At 34.0% G+C, this 16224-nt stretch carries 11 protein-coding genes; 5 read left to right on the forward strand and 6 right to left on the reverse strand.

Going from position 1 to position 16224, the window contains the following annotated elements; genetic code table 11:
- Nucleotide 1: 1 nt before the first annotated feature.
- Nucleotides 2-1009 (forward strand): FAD:protein FMN transferase, encoded by a 1008-nt coding sequence (locus tag HNS38_RS03330; protein WP_172282764.1) that lies wholly within the window; start codon nucleotides 2-4, stop codon nucleotides 1007-1009.
- A gap of 75 nt (nucleotides 1010-1084) precedes the next feature.
- Here HNS38_RS03330 and HNS38_RS03335 read toward each other — a convergent pair whose 3' ends face one another.
- Nucleotides 1085-3631, reverse strand: coding sequence for an ATP-dependent Clp protease ATP-binding subunit (locus HNS38_RS03335; RefSeq protein WP_172345975.1), 2547 nt, complete (start codon nucleotides 3629-3631; stop codon nucleotides 1085-1087).
- A gap of 220 nt (nucleotides 3632-3851) precedes the next feature.
- Between HNS38_RS03335 and gyrA the strand changes: the two genes are divergently transcribed.
- On the forward strand, nucleotides 3852-6440 hold the full coding sequence (gene gyrA, locus HNS38_RS03340; RefSeq protein ID WP_172282769.1) for a DNA gyrase subunit A: 2589 nt from the start codon (nucleotides 3852-3854) through the stop codon (nucleotides 6438-6440).
- Between the two features lie 111 nt (nucleotides 6441-6551).
- Nucleotides 6552-7685, forward strand: a complete 1134-nt coding sequence (locus tag HNS38_RS03345; protein WP_172345976.1) for a lipopolysaccharide assembly protein LapB — start codon at nucleotides 6552-6554, stop codon at nucleotides 7683-7685.
- Nucleotides 7686-8104: 419 nt separating this feature from the next.
- Here the strand turns inward: HNS38_RS03345 and HNS38_RS03350 are convergent, their stop codons facing one another.
- The 5 genes from HNS38_RS03350 to HNS38_RS03370 form a co-directional block, all read right to left on the reverse strand.
- Complete coding sequence (locus HNS38_RS03350) at nucleotides 8105-8296, reverse strand: cold-shock protein (protein ID WP_172279300.1); 192 nt, start codon at nucleotides 8294-8296, stop codon at nucleotides 8105-8107.
- A 401-nt stretch (nucleotides 8297-8697) separates the two neighbouring features.
- Nucleotides 8698-8988 (reverse strand): 30S ribosomal protein THX, encoded by a 291-nt coding sequence (locus tag HNS38_RS03355; protein WP_172279302.1) that lies wholly within the window; start codon nucleotides 8986-8988, stop codon nucleotides 8698-8700.
- 230 nt (nucleotides 8989-9218) lie between these two features.
- Complete coding sequence (locus tag HNS38_RS03360) at nucleotides 9219-9935, reverse strand: outer membrane beta-barrel protein (protein WP_172279304.1); 717 nt, start codon at nucleotides 9933-9935, stop codon at nucleotides 9219-9221.
- Between the two features lie 70 nt (nucleotides 9936-10005).
- On the reverse strand, nucleotides 10006-11670 hold the full coding sequence (locus tag HNS38_RS03365) for an ABC transporter substrate-binding protein (protein WP_172279306.1): 1665 nt from the start codon (nucleotides 11668-11670) through the stop codon (nucleotides 10006-10008).
- Complete coding sequence (locus HNS38_RS03370) at nucleotides 11642-12232, reverse strand: hypothetical protein (protein WP_172279308.1); 591 nt, start codon at nucleotides 12230-12232, stop codon at nucleotides 11642-11644. Before HNS38_RS03370 ends, HNS38_RS03365 begins: the two co-directional genes overlap by 29 nt.
- A 120-nt stretch (nucleotides 12233-12352) precedes the next feature.
- On the opposite strand from HNS38_RS03370, the gene HNS38_RS03375 reads away from it, so the two are divergent.
- Both HNS38_RS03375 and HNS38_RS03380 read left to right on the forward strand, forming a co-directional pair.
- On the forward strand, nucleotides 12353-13219 hold the full coding sequence (locus HNS38_RS03375; protein ID WP_172279310.1) for a cation diffusion facilitator family transporter: 867 nt from the start codon (nucleotides 12353-12355) through the stop codon (nucleotides 13217-13219).
- Between the two features lie 65 nt (nucleotides 13220-13284).
- The gene (locus tag HNS38_RS03380; protein WP_172345977.1) at nucleotides 13285-16212 is read left to right on the forward strand and encodes a glycoside hydrolase family 3 N-terminal domain-containing protein; all 2928 of its coding nucleotides are present in this window, start codon (nucleotides 13285-13287) and stop codon (nucleotides 16210-16212) included.
- Nucleotides 16213-16224: the final 12 nt, after the last annotated feature.

The raw sequence follows: 16224 nt of genomic DNA on the forward strand, positions 1-16224 counted from the left end.
TATGAAAAAATATTATTTCGTAATTTCCTTACTTAGTTTTGGATTACTATTTGGTTGCCAAGAAAAACCGTTAAAAAAGGTGCATTTTACTGGTACAGCTCAAGGAACTTATTATGCCATTAACTATTACGAGACTGATTCTCGCGATTTCCAAAATGAGGTGGATAGCCTATTAAATGCTTTTGATCAATCTGTTTCTGTTTATCAGCCCAATAGTATTGTAAGTAAAATAAACAGGAACGAAGAGGTGGAATTAGACGATTGGTTCATTGAGAACTTTAACCTTTCTCAAAAAATATCAGGAGAAACAGAAGGCAGCTTTGATATGACTATTGCTCCTTTGGCCAACGTTTGGGGGTTTGGAACCTTTGAGAAGCCCGATTCTGTAAATCATGCGCTAATTGATAGTCTAAAACAATATGTGGACTATCATCAAATCTCTATTATAAATGGAAAGCTGATTAAGCAGAATCCACATATTCAACTTAACTTTAATGCCATTGCACAAGGGTATGCAGTTGATGTTTTAGCTAAATATTTCAAATCTAATGGGATTAATGATTTCCTGATCGACCTTGGAGGTGAAATTTATGCAAGTGGACAAAAGCCCAATGGTGATCATTGGAAAATTGGCATAGAGATTCCTGAAGATGGTGCTGAGGAGCGCTTTTATAATAGAATCATTAGCCTAAAAGATGCAGCTGTAGCCACATCAGGAAATTATAGAAAGTTTTATGAGCTAGACGGGAAAAAATATGCACATAGCTTGGATCCAAAAACAGGATTCCCTGTTACACATAGTCTTTTAAGTACAACCGTCATTGCTCCCTCAGCTGGAGAAGCCGATGCCTACGCTACTGCTTTTATGGTGTTAGGAGTGGAAAAAACCTTAAAATATGCAGAAATTCATCCTCATATCAAGGTATACTTAATGTATGATGAAGATGGGGAACTAAAAACAGCTATGAGTAAAAGTTTTGAGGAATATATTTCGGTTGGCAGTGAGTAAACTAGAAAAACAAATAATAAAAAATCCCCTTTTCAAGCGAACAGGGGATTTTTTGCATTTTATAGAAAAGAATTATTATTTCTTTTTCTTAGTAATCTTAATCACAATCTTTTCCAGCTTTTTACTGTAGTCGATTGCAATAGTATCGCCTTCTTCCAATTTAGTTTTGATAATCTCTTCTGCCAACTCATCTTCAATATATTTTTGAATAGCACGCTTTAAGGGTCTTGCACCAAAATGAGGATCCCAGCCTTTTTCAGCTAAGAAATCTTTAGCCTTCTCAGTCACTCTAATCTTATATCCTAAATCGTGGATACGCTGATAAAGTCCCTTGAGCTCAATGTCGATAATCTTATGAATATCATCTCTTTCTAAATTATTGAACACAATGACATCATCAATTCTGTTTAAGAATTCAGGTGCAAAAGCTTTCTTCAAAGCATTTTCTATAACACCTTGTGTATGTGCCGACTTATTGCCTTGACGAGCTTGGGTATTAAATCCAACACCAGTACCGAAGTCTTTCAACTGACGACTACCAATATTAGAAGTCATAATGATAATGGTATTTTTAAAATCTACCTTTCTTCCAAAACTATCAGTGAGTTGCCCATCATCCAATACTTGTAGCATCATGTGGAAAACATCGGGATGTGCTTTCTCAATTTCATCAAGTAAGATGATAGAGTAGGGTTTGCGGCGAACTTTCTCGGTTAACTGGCCTCCTTCTTCGTAGCCCACATAGCCAGGAGGAGCGCCCACCAATCTACTTACTGCAAATTTCTCCATATACTCACTCATATCGATACGGATTAAGGTGTCGGCGGAGTCGAACATATATTCTGCGAGTATTTTTGCTAGATAAGTTTTACCCACACCAGTAGGGCCTAAAAATATAAAAGTTCCAATGGGTTTGCTAGGGTCTTTTAATCCTGCACGATTCCTTCTAATAGCCTTTGTAACTTTCTGTATAGCATCGAATTGACCAATAACTGATTCGGCCAAGTCATCTTCCATTTTCTGCAGTTTATCACCTTCTTTTTGGGCAATTCTTTGTACAGGAACACCGGTCATCATAGCAACCACTTCAGCCACATCTTGCTCAGTAACTTCCTCTCTATTTATCTGAGTTTCTTGTTCCCATTTGCGTTTGGCTAAGTCTAATTCTTCTTGTAATTCTCGTTCATTATCCCTTAACTGAGCAGCTTGTTCAAATTGTTGCTTTTTAATAGCATTTTTCTTTCTCTGAATAGCCTCCTCAATTTTTCCTTCTATTTTAATGATACCATCAGGCACATTCATATGAGTGATATGAACACGAGCTCCAGCTTCATCTAAAGCATCAATAGCTTTGTCTGGTAAGAATCGATCACTCATATATCTGTTGGTTAACTGAACGCATGCTTTTAAAGCTTCGTCAGAATAACGCACTAAGTGATGATCTTCATATCGTTCTTTAATATTAGATAGAATGGTTTCTGTTTCTTCAGGAGAGGTGGCATCCACAATGATTTTCTGGAATCTTCTTTCTAAAGCACCGTCTTTTTCAATGGTTTGGCGATATTCATCTAAAGTGGTTGCACCAATACATTGGAGTTCTCCACGAGCCAAGGCTGGTTTAAACATATTTGAGGCATCTAAAGAACCTGAAGCATTACCTGCACCAACGATAGTATGAATTTCATCTATAAATAATATGATATTGGGATTTTTCTCCAATTCATTTAAAATAGCTTTCATTCTTTCCTCAAATTGACCTCTATATTTCGTTCCTGCGACAATAGATGCTAAGTCTAGGGTAAATATTCTTTTATTAAATAAAGCTCGGCTTACCTGACGACTCACAATTCTAATGGCCAAACCTTCGGCTATAGCAGACTTGCCAACACCTGGTTCCCCAATTAAAATTGGATTGTTTTTTTTACGACGGCTTAGAATTTGAGCAATACGTTCCAACTCACTTTCTCTTCCAACAATGGGGTCTAATCTATTCTCCTCGGCTAATCGGGTTAAATCACGACCGAAATTATCTAAAACTGGAGTTGAAGATTTAGGATCCCCATCTTTTTTGCTAGGCTTATTGGTTTTTTGGGATTTCCCACTACCTTCATCTGGCTCTGGAGGAAATCCTCCAGGATATTGGTCTTCTATAGGATCTATTTTATCTTGTGTCTCTTCTTCTTTTCCACTACTATATTCTTGCACAAGAGTAGTAATTTTAGAATAATCAATCTGGTTCTTATCCAACATCTGAGTAACAATATTATCTGGGTCTTTTAAAATAGCCAATAATAAATGTTCAGTACCCACTTGTTGAGACTGAAAACGGCGAGCTTCCAAATATGTGAGTTTAATTATTCTTTCGGCTTGACGGACAAAAGGAATATTTTGTGATGAAGAATAAGTTTCGCTTTCTGAAGCAATTGTTTTTTCTATTTTTAATCTTAGTGTATCAATGGGTAATCCCAAGTCGGATAACATCTTATAGGCCATCCCATTTCCTTCTTTTATGATACCAAGAAAGAGATGCTCAACACCTATATAGTTGTTTTTGAGGCGAATAGCCTCTTGCCGACTGAGTGATAGTACTTCCCTAACTCGGGCGGAGAATTTTGCTTCCATAAAGCTCTTTTTAGAATAATATTAAGTCAATCAAAACTATTGACAAAAATAGAGGTAATTTGATTGTGATGTTCTATTTTTTCAACAAGAACTTGTTAAAATTGTTCATTCTTTACTTCATCATTTCAAAGGTATTTTGAAAGAATTTAACTATCTTCGCGTCCTTATATAAGATATGAAATCTTATGTTTAAATACTACTCAAATTACAATTTAATTCTATGCACGAAGGAGAAAGAATAATTAAGGTAGGGATATCTGATCAAATGAAAGCTGCATACATAGATTACTCTATGTCTGTTATTGTTTCCAGAGCTCTACCTGATGTTCGTGATGGTTTAAAACCAGTTCACAGACGAGTATTGTATGGTATGCTTGATTTGGGCGTTTTATCTAATAGACCGTATAAAAAATCAGCGAGAATCGTGGGAGAGGTGCTTGGTAAGTATCACCCACATGGTGATTCTTCAGTATATGATGCAATGGTAAGAATGGCTCAGGAATGGTCTTTAAGATACCCTGTAGTTGATGGCCAAGGTAACTTTGGTTCTATTGATGGTGATAGCCCTGCTGCTATGCGTTATACAGAAGCTCGATTAAGAAAGATATCAGAAGATATGCTTATCGATATCGATAAAGAAACTGTTGATTTTCAATTAAACTTTGATGATTCATTAAAGGAACCTACGGTTTTACCTACACGTATACCCAATTTGCTTGTTAATGGTACTAGCGGTATTGCTGTTGGTATGGCCACAAATATGCCCCCTCATAATTTAACAGAAGTGGTAAATGGTACCTTAGCTTATATTGATAATAATGATATCGATATTAAAGGGTTAATGGAATACATTAAAGCTCCTGATTTCCCAACCGGTGGTATCATCTATGGATACGATGGCGTAATTAATGCCTTTGAAACTGGTAAGGGTAGAATAGTCATGAGAGGCGAAACCACCATAGAAGAAACCAAGTCTGGAAAAGAAATGATTATAGCTCACAGTATTCCTTATCAAGTGAATAAAGCAGATATGATCAAAAAAACTGCTGATTTGGTTAACGATAAAAAAATTGAAGGCATTAGTGATATTAGAGACGAATCCGATAGAGATGGTATTCGTGTAGTATATGAATTGAAGAGAGACGCCAATACTAACGTAGTTCTCAATAAATTATACCAATATACAGCCCTACAATCCTCATTTTCTGTAAACAATATTGCTTTAGTTCATGGGCGACCTGAGGTACTGAACCTTAAAGACCAAATATATCATTTTGTTGAACATAGGCATGATGTGGTTGTCAAAAGGACTCAATATGAATTAAAACAAGCAGAGAAAAGAGCTCATATCTTAGAAGGTTTGATTATTGCTTCTGATAATATTGATGAGGTAATTAAAATTATTCGTGGCTCAAAAAGTCCAGAAGAAGCTAGAGAAGCTTTAATTGTTCGTTTTGAATTAAGCGATATACAATCTCGTGCTATTGTTGAAATGAGATTACGTCAACTGACCGGTCTTGAACAAGATAAGTTAAGAGCAGAATATGAAGCTATAATGAAAACCATAGAATACTTGAAAGCCATCTTGGAAAGCAAGGAGATGAGAATGGATATCATTAAAGAAGAGCTTAATGAGATTAGAGATAAATATGGTGATGAGCGCATGAGTAGAATCGAATACAGCGCTGCGGATTTCCGTATTGAAGATACTATTCCTGATGACGACGTAGTAATTACTATTTCACATGCTGGATATATTAAAAGGACAAATTTAACAGAATACCGTCGCCAAAATAGAGGTGGAAGAGGATCAAAGGGAAGTAGCACCAGAAATGAAGATTTCTTAGAGCACCTTTTTGTTGCGAGTATGCACGATTATATGTTATTCTTCACCGAGAAAGGAAAAGTATTCTGGTTGAGGGTATTTGAAATTCCTGAAGGAACTAGAACAACCAAGGGTAGAGCCATTCAAAATATAATCAATATTCCTCCCGATGATAAAGTGAGAGCTTATATCAATACTAAGGATTTAAAGAATGAAGATTATATAAAGAATAACTTCATCATTCTAGCAACAAAAAAAGGTGTAATCAAGAAAACTTCTCTTGAGTTATATAGTCGTCCAAGAGCCAATGGTATCAATGCCATTACTGTTCGAGATGGTGATACCTTATTAGAAGCCAGATTAACCAATGGCGAAAACGAAGTTATTTTAGCTGTGAAGAGCGGTAGAGCTATTCGTTTTAATGAGCGCCATGTTCGTCCGATGGGAAGAAATGCATCTGGAGTAAGAGGTATTAAACTCGATAATGATAAGGATGAAGTTATAGGTATGATTTGCCTAGAAACTCATGACTATGATATCTTAGTTGTTTCTGAAAAAGGTTATGGTAAACGTTCTAAATTAGAGGATTATAGAGAGACCAATAGAGGTGGTAAAGGAGTTCGTACTCTTAATATCACCGATAAAACTGGTAAATTAATCTCAATTAAGAATGTAACCGACGATAATGATTTAATGATCATCAATAAAAGTGGTATTCTCATTAGAATTCCTGTAGGAGGAGAGTCTAATCCACTAAGAGTGATGGGAAGAAATACTCAAGGTGTTCGATTAATCAAAATCCAGGAAGGTGATAGTATCGCCTCTGTAGCTAAAGTTGATGTGGAAGAAGAGGAGGAAGAATTGGTGGTTATAGAGGATGGCACAGTTCTTGATGTTGAAACTTTAGAAGAAGCTTCGGAAGATGAAGCCACAGAAAACGAAACAACTGCAGATGAAGCTGATGAGAATGTAACTGAAGAATAATTTAGTATATATTCAAATAAGCATCTAAAAAAAAAAAAAGACTGCAAATATGATTTCTAATAAGCATATTTGCAGTTCTAATATAAAGAGAAATTTATAAAATCAATAAAGATGAAGAAGATAACATTTTTAGCGCTATTATTTCTATCAGTAACTATGATGGCCAGCGCACAAAAGAGCACAAGAACCACTGCTTATAATTATCTAAGAAAAGGTAAGTTAGACTTAGCCAAAGAAAATATAGATAAGGCAGTAGGTCATGAAAAAACAATGAACGATCCTAAAACTTGGTTTTACTATGGTAATACCTATATTCAATTGGCTACTACACCATTAGATGCATTTAAAGCTTTAGATCCTGATGCTTTACAAAAAGCTTATGATGGATATATGAAATGTATAGAGTTAGATGAAAAAGGAACTTATACTGAACAAGTAGAGGCCGATTTAAAAATTATTGCCAATAATTATTATGCTAGAGGTTTAGAGCATTATAATGCTAATGATTATCCAGCAGCATATAAAGAATTTAAAGAAGCGATTTCTGTTAATAATTCTATCAATAGTGTGGATTCATTAGCTGTTTATGCTTCCGCAATGTCTGCTTTTTCTGGTGAAATGTACCCAGAAGCTATAGAAGGATATGAGAGTTTAATTGCTATGGAGTATAACAATTCTGGTATTTATGGAGATTTAGCTAATATCTACAAGACTACAGAAAACATAGACAGAGCTAAAGAAGTTTTGGAAATGGGAATTACAAAATATCCAAACGATGCTAATATTGTATTTGCTAAAATCAATATTCTTTTAACTGAAGAGAAATATGAAGAAGTAGTTAATTATTTAGAATCTGCTATACAATTAGCTCCAGAAAATTATACATTATATTTTGTTCAAGGACAGTCTTACGAGCAAATGGGAGATCTTGAAAATGCTAAATTAGGCTACGAAAAAGCTTTGGAAGTAAATCCAGAGTATTCAGATGCACTTTATAATATGGGTGCTTTATATTATAATAAAGGTGTTGAGATTTCTGTGAAAGCTAATGATTTACCTTATGATGCTGAAGAGGAATTCAATAGGTTAAAAGAAGAAGCCAGCAAAGAATTTTTACTTGCTCAGCCATATTTTGAGAAAGCATTAGAAATTATGCCAGACGACCAGGGATTAGTTAAATCCTTAATGCAGATTTACAATTCAACAAATCAGTCGGATAAAGTTGCTGAATTAAAAAATAGATAATTTTTCTTTAGATAGTTGATTAAAAAGCAATTCTCGTTTGAGAATTGCTTTTTTTATGTCTATACCATACATATATAATTCCACTAAATATGCTGCATAGGGTAGTTTATTTGTTTTATATTTAACATAATATTAATTATGTGCCTTTTTATGATCTTAATAAACAAAACCATTCTAGAGATCCCATTAAAATTTGTAATTATATTTTATAATGACAACAAAAATGTAAAATAATTAAGAGCGTTTTAAATGGAACTTGGCAAGATTTAATATTCTTTGACAAGAGTCTAAATACAAGCTAAGGAAGAAATATAGAGAAATGGCGAGCTGATTGGTTTACAAATAAAATCAAGAAACTTCAGGGCACAAAAAAAGCCAATCAAAATGACCAGCTAATTCTTTTTATTAAAAGAAGACTACTACAGAATAGATACATTTACTGCATTTAAACCTTTTTTACCTTCTTCTACTTCGTAGCTGACTTTGTCACCTTCATTAATTTCGTCGATTAAACCATTTGCATGTACAAAAACATCTTTGCCACCTTCGTCAGGTGTAATGAATCCATATCCTTTAGAATCGTTGAAAAACTTAACTGTTCCGTTACTCATAATACTTATATTTAAAAATTTGATGCAAAGATAATATAATGCAGCTTACAAGAACAATTTATTTTCATTTATTTTATTATTTCTTGTGTTTTTTAATACTTCTTTCAATAATCACATTTTCAATAAACTAAGTTAATACTTATTCGTCTAATTTGTCTCAATTAATTTTTTATTAAAGAAATTTCAATTTCTTTTTCACAAATTTCATCTTTTTTAGCCTCTATCCTCTTGACATTTAAAAAATTTTCATTTTGTAAAAAGTAGGTTATTGACTGGCTTTTTTTATGAGTATTTCTTCTAAAACCTTAAGTGAGTTTTAGGTATTCAACAAAAAAAATGCCATCGGACTAAAAGCTAAATGGCATCCTATTAGAACATGTATGAATTTGAAATCCTCTATATTATTCTTCTTTATTATCGACTGCTTTTTTTACGGTTTTTTTAGACGTAGTGGGCTTCATTTCAACAACTGCCTTCTTCTCTGTTATGACTTTTTTTACAGCTTCTTTTTTTTCTACTGCTTTTTTAGGGGGGGCTTTCTTTGGTTTATCAACTATCACTTCTTCTTCCACCACTTTTTTAATAGGCTTTTTAGGAGCAATAATTTTATTTTTGACTTTTTTAAGTCTTTTTTTTCCGTAAGAGTTTTTATTGATCTTACCACGTTTGGTCTTTTTATCTCCTTTACCCATAGTTTTTATAGTTTAATTTAATTTACTGATGGGTAAAATTAACAAAAATGCTCAATAAATCAAAGTGTTAAGAAAAAATACATTGAGGTACCAATGAACAATTAAATGATAAACCTATTTCTGAAATGCAGCCAAATGAGTATAAGATTGAGAAAACGATGAATATTTTTCTGCTTATATGTAAAAGAATGAATTAATACTCGAAAATTTAGAATTTAAACAAATAAGAATTAATATCTGCCCCATGTTGCGGAGCTTCTTCTGCCGCCAAAACCACCACTGAAAGAATAACTAAACCCAATACTCATAAATATGTAGGAGTCGTTGGCAGCGCCAATTACTTTAGCATCAATTTCATCACTATTTAAAACGTGATAGTCAACACCAATATGTAAACTGGCTTCTTCTGTCATGTAATATTGAATTCCGAGCCCCATATTCATACTTGTGGCTTTGCCAATAGCAGCGTACCCGACATTATTAATTAAGTTATCTTCTGTTATATCGGTTAAGTATGCACTAAAACGCATCATTCCTAAGCCAGCTTGAGTATAAAAATGCCATTTATCAACACGGTACCTTTTTCCAAGAAGGATTTGATTCATATTCAACCTCAATTTTCCAGCATATTCATAAAAATTGTTTCTGAACATTTGGTCTTTTGTGTAATCACGACTCTGAAGCCTTCCTAGGTTCATCTGTAATACAAAAGTAATTGGACCAAAGCCTTTTGAAAACCATCCTGTTCCCGCAAAACTAAGCGATTGAGGAATAACAAGGAATCTATTATCGTTATGTTCATTTAAATCTCCAATATAAGAAGTGGGCCCCAAGCCTACTCCAATTCCCCATGGACCACTCCAATCGGTACCACGCTGGGCTTCCACAAATTTGGAAGGTGCGAATAGAATAAGTATGCCTACAATATAGAATAATAATTTTTTCACAATTAGGGTGTGGTTATTTATAAGTCATTAATTAAACGCTGTTTGATAAAAATTGTTTCAAAAAAGAGAATTATTTCCTTTTTTTTACACTTTTCAAAACCATAAGATTCATAGAATTCGGTTTAAATCCATGTATATCAGAGCTTATGAATCTTATTACTTCATCATAAAACAGTGGAATGACTGATGCGTTTGCCATTATAATACTATCTAATACTCTGTAGGAATTGAATTTCTCATCAATATTTTGGTCAAAATTAAGCATTTTTAGCTTACGATCGTAGTCACCTAGATGAAAATGAGTATAGTTAGGTCCTTTGGGTGAGAATAATTGGCTATTGAATAATAAAAGATAATTTTCAGCATCTGGGTAATCAGCAATCCAAGAAGCTCTGAAAAGGTTGGTTTTAGAGTTGGCCACCATCTCTCTTAAGGCTGCCCATTGATTGAGCTCAATATGTGTTTCGATTCCATATTGAGACCATTCATGCTGCAAATATTTACAAATATCAACCGATTTACTGGTGGCAGAAATACCAATTGCTGGAAATACTGAAATCCCTAAATCATTTTTGGCTTGCTCAAATAATTCTCGAGCTTTTTGGGGTTGATAATCATAACCCTTGGCCCTAGGGTATTGGTTGGGCCATAATCCAGTTGGGATAAATCCATATTCAGCAGCCTCCCCTATGTTCTTCTGAATGTACTTGAGCATTTTCTTTCTATCGATAGCATAGTTAAGCGCTTTTCTGAAAGCTAAACTTCTGAGAGGAGAGTTTTGCGTAATGGCTAAAGAAGTATCCATAAGAATGCCAATATACTCTGTATTAAGGTAGGGCGTTTTAAGCATTTGAAATTTCCCATGGTATTTGGGATTCAAATCTCCTGTACTTGTTATTAGTTCTTCACTTAATGCAGGAGATATTCCACTAATATAATCTATTTTACCTTGTAGAAAGAATAAAAATTCAGATTGCTTGTCCACCAAGAAGCTCACATTTACTGCATCAAGAATGGGCAGTCCTTCCTCAAAATAATTTTCATTCTTGATCAATACCAATTTCAAGCCCTCCTCCCAATATTTAAACTGGAAGGGACCAGTTCCCACTGGATGGTTCCTAAATTCATCTTGATAATAATCAATAGCTTCAATGGGGATAACACTACAATACTTGGTAGTCAACAGGGAAAGAAATGGTGAATAGGGTTCTTTCAATTTGATTTGTAAAGTAGAATCATTCAGTGCATGGAACCCATTTGAATTCCAAGTTTGGTCTACCTTATCAAAAATCCAGAGCCCTGGTGATGCAACCTTGGGATCCAAGACTCTTGAAAGAGAATATACAAAATCTTCCGCTAACACTCTCCTTCCTTCTATTTGCTCAAAGCATTCATTATCATGAAAATAGACTTCAGTATTCAAATAAAAGGTATAAAGTAAGAAGTCAGAGGAAATATTCCAGCTTTTGGCAATAGAAGGAATGGTCAACAAGTTGGAGTCAAGCTGAACAAGTCCATTATAGATTTGCTCGCAAACATTGATACAGGCTAAGTCTTTTGAGAAAACCGGATCTAAACTTGCAAGCCCATTGGATTCATTATACTTAAATATACTTTTGTTCTCTTCAAGAGGATCTAGTCCGCATGAGACAAAAAAAATCAGGCCTAAAACATATAGGCCTGATTTTAGTTTAAACTTAAGATTTCTAATCCTCATCATCCTCAAGTACAACATGCGCCCAGTTTTGACCTTTGCGAATTCTGTTTAATTGAGTATGAGTAATTCCGAATTCCTTAGCCAATTGATAAAGTCTTACTTTACCACGCTTGATTTTCTTCTTTAAACGTAAAACATCAGCTTCCGTTAATTTAGAATTATTGATTCTACCTTTACGTGCAGCATGAGCAGCCATAACTCTAGGATTAGTCTGGTTATGTTCTGTCATTTGCATTCTGGTTACCCATTTCAGGTTTTTATAATAATTATTCCCTTTTTCGTGATCCAAGTGGATAACAAAATCATAGTCTTCATCAACTTTCTCACAGAAAGCATCAGCCACTAAACGGTGAACAATTTTTTTGATTTTATTATCCCAACCTTCGTTTGATTTAAACCACATGAAATATTTATATCCACGTACTGTAGATTGCTTCATGATTTTAAAATCATCCATTTTGGGGTACCAATGGCGTAGTCTACCATAATTTGAAATTTCATAAATTTCATCTTCCTTTAGCCCTTCGAATTTGAGTCTTTTCCATACCTCAGGACCGTGTTCAAATTTTTCCTCAGTCATAATATAAAATTTTAGTTGTACTTTCGCTTTTAGTAAACGTTTGAGCACAGGGAGAACAGATCTCCGTTTTTTGATGTAAGCACTAACGGAACAAATATAGGTAATATTTTTAAATAAATTATGGATATTAAAGTTAAAACAGCACGGCTGAGTATTTTCTCGAATATTTTCCTAATTATTATTAAGGTTTTTGCTGGGTTTATGAGTGGATCAGTAAGTATTTTGTCTGAAGCTATACATAGTGGAATAGACTTAATTGCCTCAGCTATTGCTTTTTTTGCCGTTAAAATTTCATCAAAAGCACCTGATAAAAGGCATCCTTATGGGCATGGTAAATTTGAAAATATTTCAGGTGTTATAGAAGGATTATTAATATTTATTGCTGCATTCTGGATAATATTTGAAGCGGTACATAAGATAACACAGCCAAGTGAAGTTTCTTATTTTATACTTGCTGGAAGTGTGATGTTAATTTCTGCCACAGTTAACTTTTTTGTTAGCAGAAGGCTATATAAAGTGGCAAAAGATACTGATTCTATTGCTCTAGAAGCAGATGCCTTGCATTTAAAAACAGATGTATACTCCTCGCTTGGTGTTGCTGCTGGAATGCTATTTATCTGGCTAACAGGTTGGCATATATTCGACCCTATTTTCGCCATTATTGTCGCTCTTTTTATCATGAAAGAGTCCTTTGATTTGGTTAGCAATGCATTTAGTCCACTTCTTGATTCTCAAGTAAGCGAGGACGAATACCAACTTCTATATGATGAAATCCTTGAATTGACTTCTATGAAAAAGGTAAAGTTCACTAGATTACGAAGTCGGAAAAGTGGGCCAAGCCATATGATTGATTTTATTTTACTAGTTCCTCCTAATATGACGGTTATGGACTCGCATAAAATTTGTGACTCTATAGAAGACAAAATTCAAAAACTATATACTGAATCCGATATCTCGATACACGTTGAACCACTGAAAATTAATTAATGATATTTGAGTTAAAGAATTGTAATTTTCATTCTCCTTGGTATATTTGCATCAAATTATTATTTATGAAAAAACTGTTGATATTAGCCTTATCGCTATTTTCTATTATACTTTCCTATTCTCAAACTACACCAAAACAACAATGGGTTGATTCTGTTTATCAATCATTAAATAATTCAGAAAGGTTTGGACAATTACTGATGATTAGAGCAAATCAGGAATCCAATAAGTATATCAAAAGTATAGATCAATATATTAAAGATTATAGTATTGGAGGAGTCTGCTTTTTTGCAGGTTATCCTGGTGAACAATTACAGCAAACTGAAGAATGGCAGAGAATAGCCAAAATACCATTGCTTATTGGTATAGATGGAGAATGGGGATTAGGAATGCGCTTAAAAGAAACCATCTCCTACCCTTTTCAAATGACTTTAGGCTCAATTTATAATGACAGTTTAATATATGATATGGGTTATCAAATAGGATTAGAATGTAAGAGGATGGGTATCCATATGAATTTTGCTCCCGTAGTGGATATAAATAATAATCCAAACAATCCGGTGATTAACTCAAGAAGCTTTGGCGATCAACCCAAAAATGTAGCAACAAAAGCAAGCATGTATATGAGCGGTTTGCAGGATGCTGGAATTATAGCCACAGCAAAGCATTTTCCGGGACATGGTGATACTGGTACCGATTCTCATTATACTTTGCCTGTAGTATCTCATGACAAATCCCGCTTAGATTCTGTTGAATTATTTCCTTTTTATGAATTAATAGAAAATGGTTTAGGCGGGATTATGGTAGCTCATCTTTATGTTCCGGTATACGAAGCTGAAGAAAATGTAGCTTCTACTCTTTCAAAAAATATCATTACGGGCTTATTACGTGAGAATATGGGATTTGATGGATTAATAGTTACAGATGCCCTAGATATGAAAGGAGTCACTAAATATTTTCCTCCTGGAGAAATAGAAGTGAGAGCCCTTTTAGCTGGAAATGATATTTTATTATTGCCAGAGAATATTCCAGCGGCTATTGATGGCTTATTAGAAGCTTTGTCCTCAGGGAGAATTAGTAAATCACTATTAGAACTCAGTTGCAAGAAAATATTGAGCTATAAGTACGATGCTGGACTGTATGAAAAACCTGAATTTGATTTCGATCACCTAATAGAAGATTTAAACACTCCAAAAGGATTGGCCCTAAAAGAAAAACTTCATGAGGAATCTATCACATTAATTACGAACCATGAAAATATTTTACCATTATCTTGTCAGAAACCAGTGCAATTAGCTATAGTTAGTTATGGTTTTGAGGAGGGTAATACCTTTGAAAATACAGCATATAGATATAGTGATGCCAGCTATTTTTATCCTTCAAAAGCACTTACAAAAACTCAAAATGATTCCCTCTTCCAAATCCTCGAAAAATTTGAAACCATCATCTTTAATATTGGAAATACGACCATATTTCCTCAACGTTCTTTTGGAATTACATCGGCAATGATGGAGTTGATTGAAAAGACGAATTCTGAAAAAACATGTATTATCAATCTTTTAGGAAGTCCTTTAGCTATTAAAAAGTTCTTTATTAATATATCAGATTATGAGGGTTTTATATTAGGTCACCAAGATAACAAGATGACTAGAAGCCTTAGTGCTCAAATGATTTTTGGTGCATTATCGTTTAAAGGAAAGCTTCCTGTTCAAATTAATGAGAAATATCCTGCAGGTTTTGGGATTCAAACTGCAGAAAAAGGAATAATAAAATTTGGAAAAGCCGAGAATCAAGGTATTAACACTATTCAGCTAAATAAGAATATAGACAGTATCGTTAAAGCAGGAATTAATATGAAAGCTTTTCCGGGCTGTCAAATTGTAATAGCCAAAAATGGTTATATTATATTTCAAGAGAATTATGGATTTCAAACCTATGATTCATTAATAGCTGTCAATGGTGAAACCATTTACGATATTGCTTCTATCACCAAAGTCACTTCCAGTATTCCAAGTATTATGTATTTGCAGGATAAAAAAAAAGTCCACCCAGATACAGCCATTTCTAAATACTTGACGTTTTTAGAAAACACCAATAAGCAAAATCTAACATTCCGAAGCATCCTCAGTCATAATGCTCAATTAAAGTCTTGGATTCCATTCTATTGGTATAATGCCGATAGCACTGGATTATTAAACCACGAGGTTTTTCAAAATGAGCAAAGTGATGAATTTAAGACTCGTGTGGCAGAAAATCTTTATATCACATCTGAATATGCTTATGAGATGTATGATACTATCAGTAATAGTGACTTAAGGAAAAGAAAAGGCTATAAATACAGTGACTTAGGCTATTATTGGGTTCCTAAAATTGTGGAACAAAATTATAATATGCCTTTTGAAAACTTTGTTTATGAGCATTTCTATAAGCCTTTAAACCTAAATCATACCCGGTTTCATCCACGCCAATATTTTGACCTAGAGAAAATTGCTCCTACGGAAAACGATACCCTTTTTCGAAAGCAGATTATAAGAGGCGATGTTCACGATCCTGGAGCAGCCATGCTTGGTGGTGTTTGTGGTCATGCTGGGTTGTTTTCTAATGCTGAAGATATTGCTGTCATCTTTCAAATGTATTTGCAGAATGGGTATTATGGAGGAATCCAGTTTTTTGATACTACGACGATAAATGAATATACCAGCTATCAGCATGATGGTATTGAGAACCGAAGAGCCATGGGTTTTGACAAGCCTTTTAAAAAATACGATGCCTATGGACCTGTCTGTGAGTCTGCTAGTTTGAGTAGTTTTGGTCACAGTGGTTTTACAGGAACTTATGTTTGGGCTGACCCAGAAGAGAATTTAGTTTATGTTTTTCTTTCCAATAGAGTTTATCCTAGAAGCGATAATTATAAAATTAGCAAATTCGATATTCGCACAAATATTCAACAAGCTATATATGATGCCATAATAAATCGTAACTTTGAAAAATAAATCACATTAAAA

The organism is Lentimicrobium sp. L6 (assembly GCF_013166655.1).
Classification (GTDB): Bacteria; Bacteroidota; Bacteroidia; order Bacteroidales; family UBA12170; genus UBA12170.

What these genes read in the sequence shown, in the direction of transcription:
- HNS38_RS03330 (WP_172282764.1), top strand. Translation starts at nt 2, where the DNA reads ATGAAAAAATATTATTTCGTAATTTCCTTACTTAGTTTTGGATTACTA.
- HNS38_RS03335 (WP_172345975.1), bottom strand. Translation starts at nt 3,631, where the DNA reads ATGGAAGCAAAATTCTCCGCCCGAGTTAGGGAAGTACTATCACTCAGT.
- gyrA (WP_172282769.1), top strand. Translation starts at nt 3,852, where the DNA reads ATGCACGAAGGAGAAAGAATAATTAAGGTAGGGATATCTGATCAAATG.
- HNS38_RS03345 (WP_172345976.1), top strand. Translation starts at nt 6,552, where the DNA reads ATGAAGAAGATAACATTTTTAGCGCTATTATTTCTATCAGTAACTATG.
- HNS38_RS03350 (WP_172279300.1), bottom strand. Translation starts at nt 8,296, where the DNA reads ATGAGTAACGGAACAGTTAAGTTTTTCAACGATTCTAAAGGATATGGA.
- HNS38_RS03355 (WP_172279302.1), bottom strand. Translation starts at nt 8,988, where the DNA reads ATGGGTAAAGGAGATAAAAAGACCAAACGTGGTAAGATCAATAAAAAC.
- HNS38_RS03365 (WP_172279306.1), bottom strand. Translation starts at nt 11,670, where the DNA reads ATGTTGTACTTGAGGATGATGAGGATTAGAAATCTTAAGTTTAAACTA.
- HNS38_RS03370 (WP_172279308.1), bottom strand. Translation starts at nt 12,232, where the DNA reads ATGACTGAGGAAAAATTTGAACACGGTCCTGAGGTATGGAAAAGACTC.
- HNS38_RS03375 (WP_172279310.1), top strand. Translation starts at nt 12,353, where the DNA reads ATGGATATTAAAGTTAAAACAGCACGGCTGAGTATTTTCTCGAATATT.
- HNS38_RS03380 (WP_172345977.1), top strand. Translation starts at nt 13,285, where the DNA reads ATGAAAAAACTGTTGATATTAGCCTTATCGCTATTTTCTATTATACTT.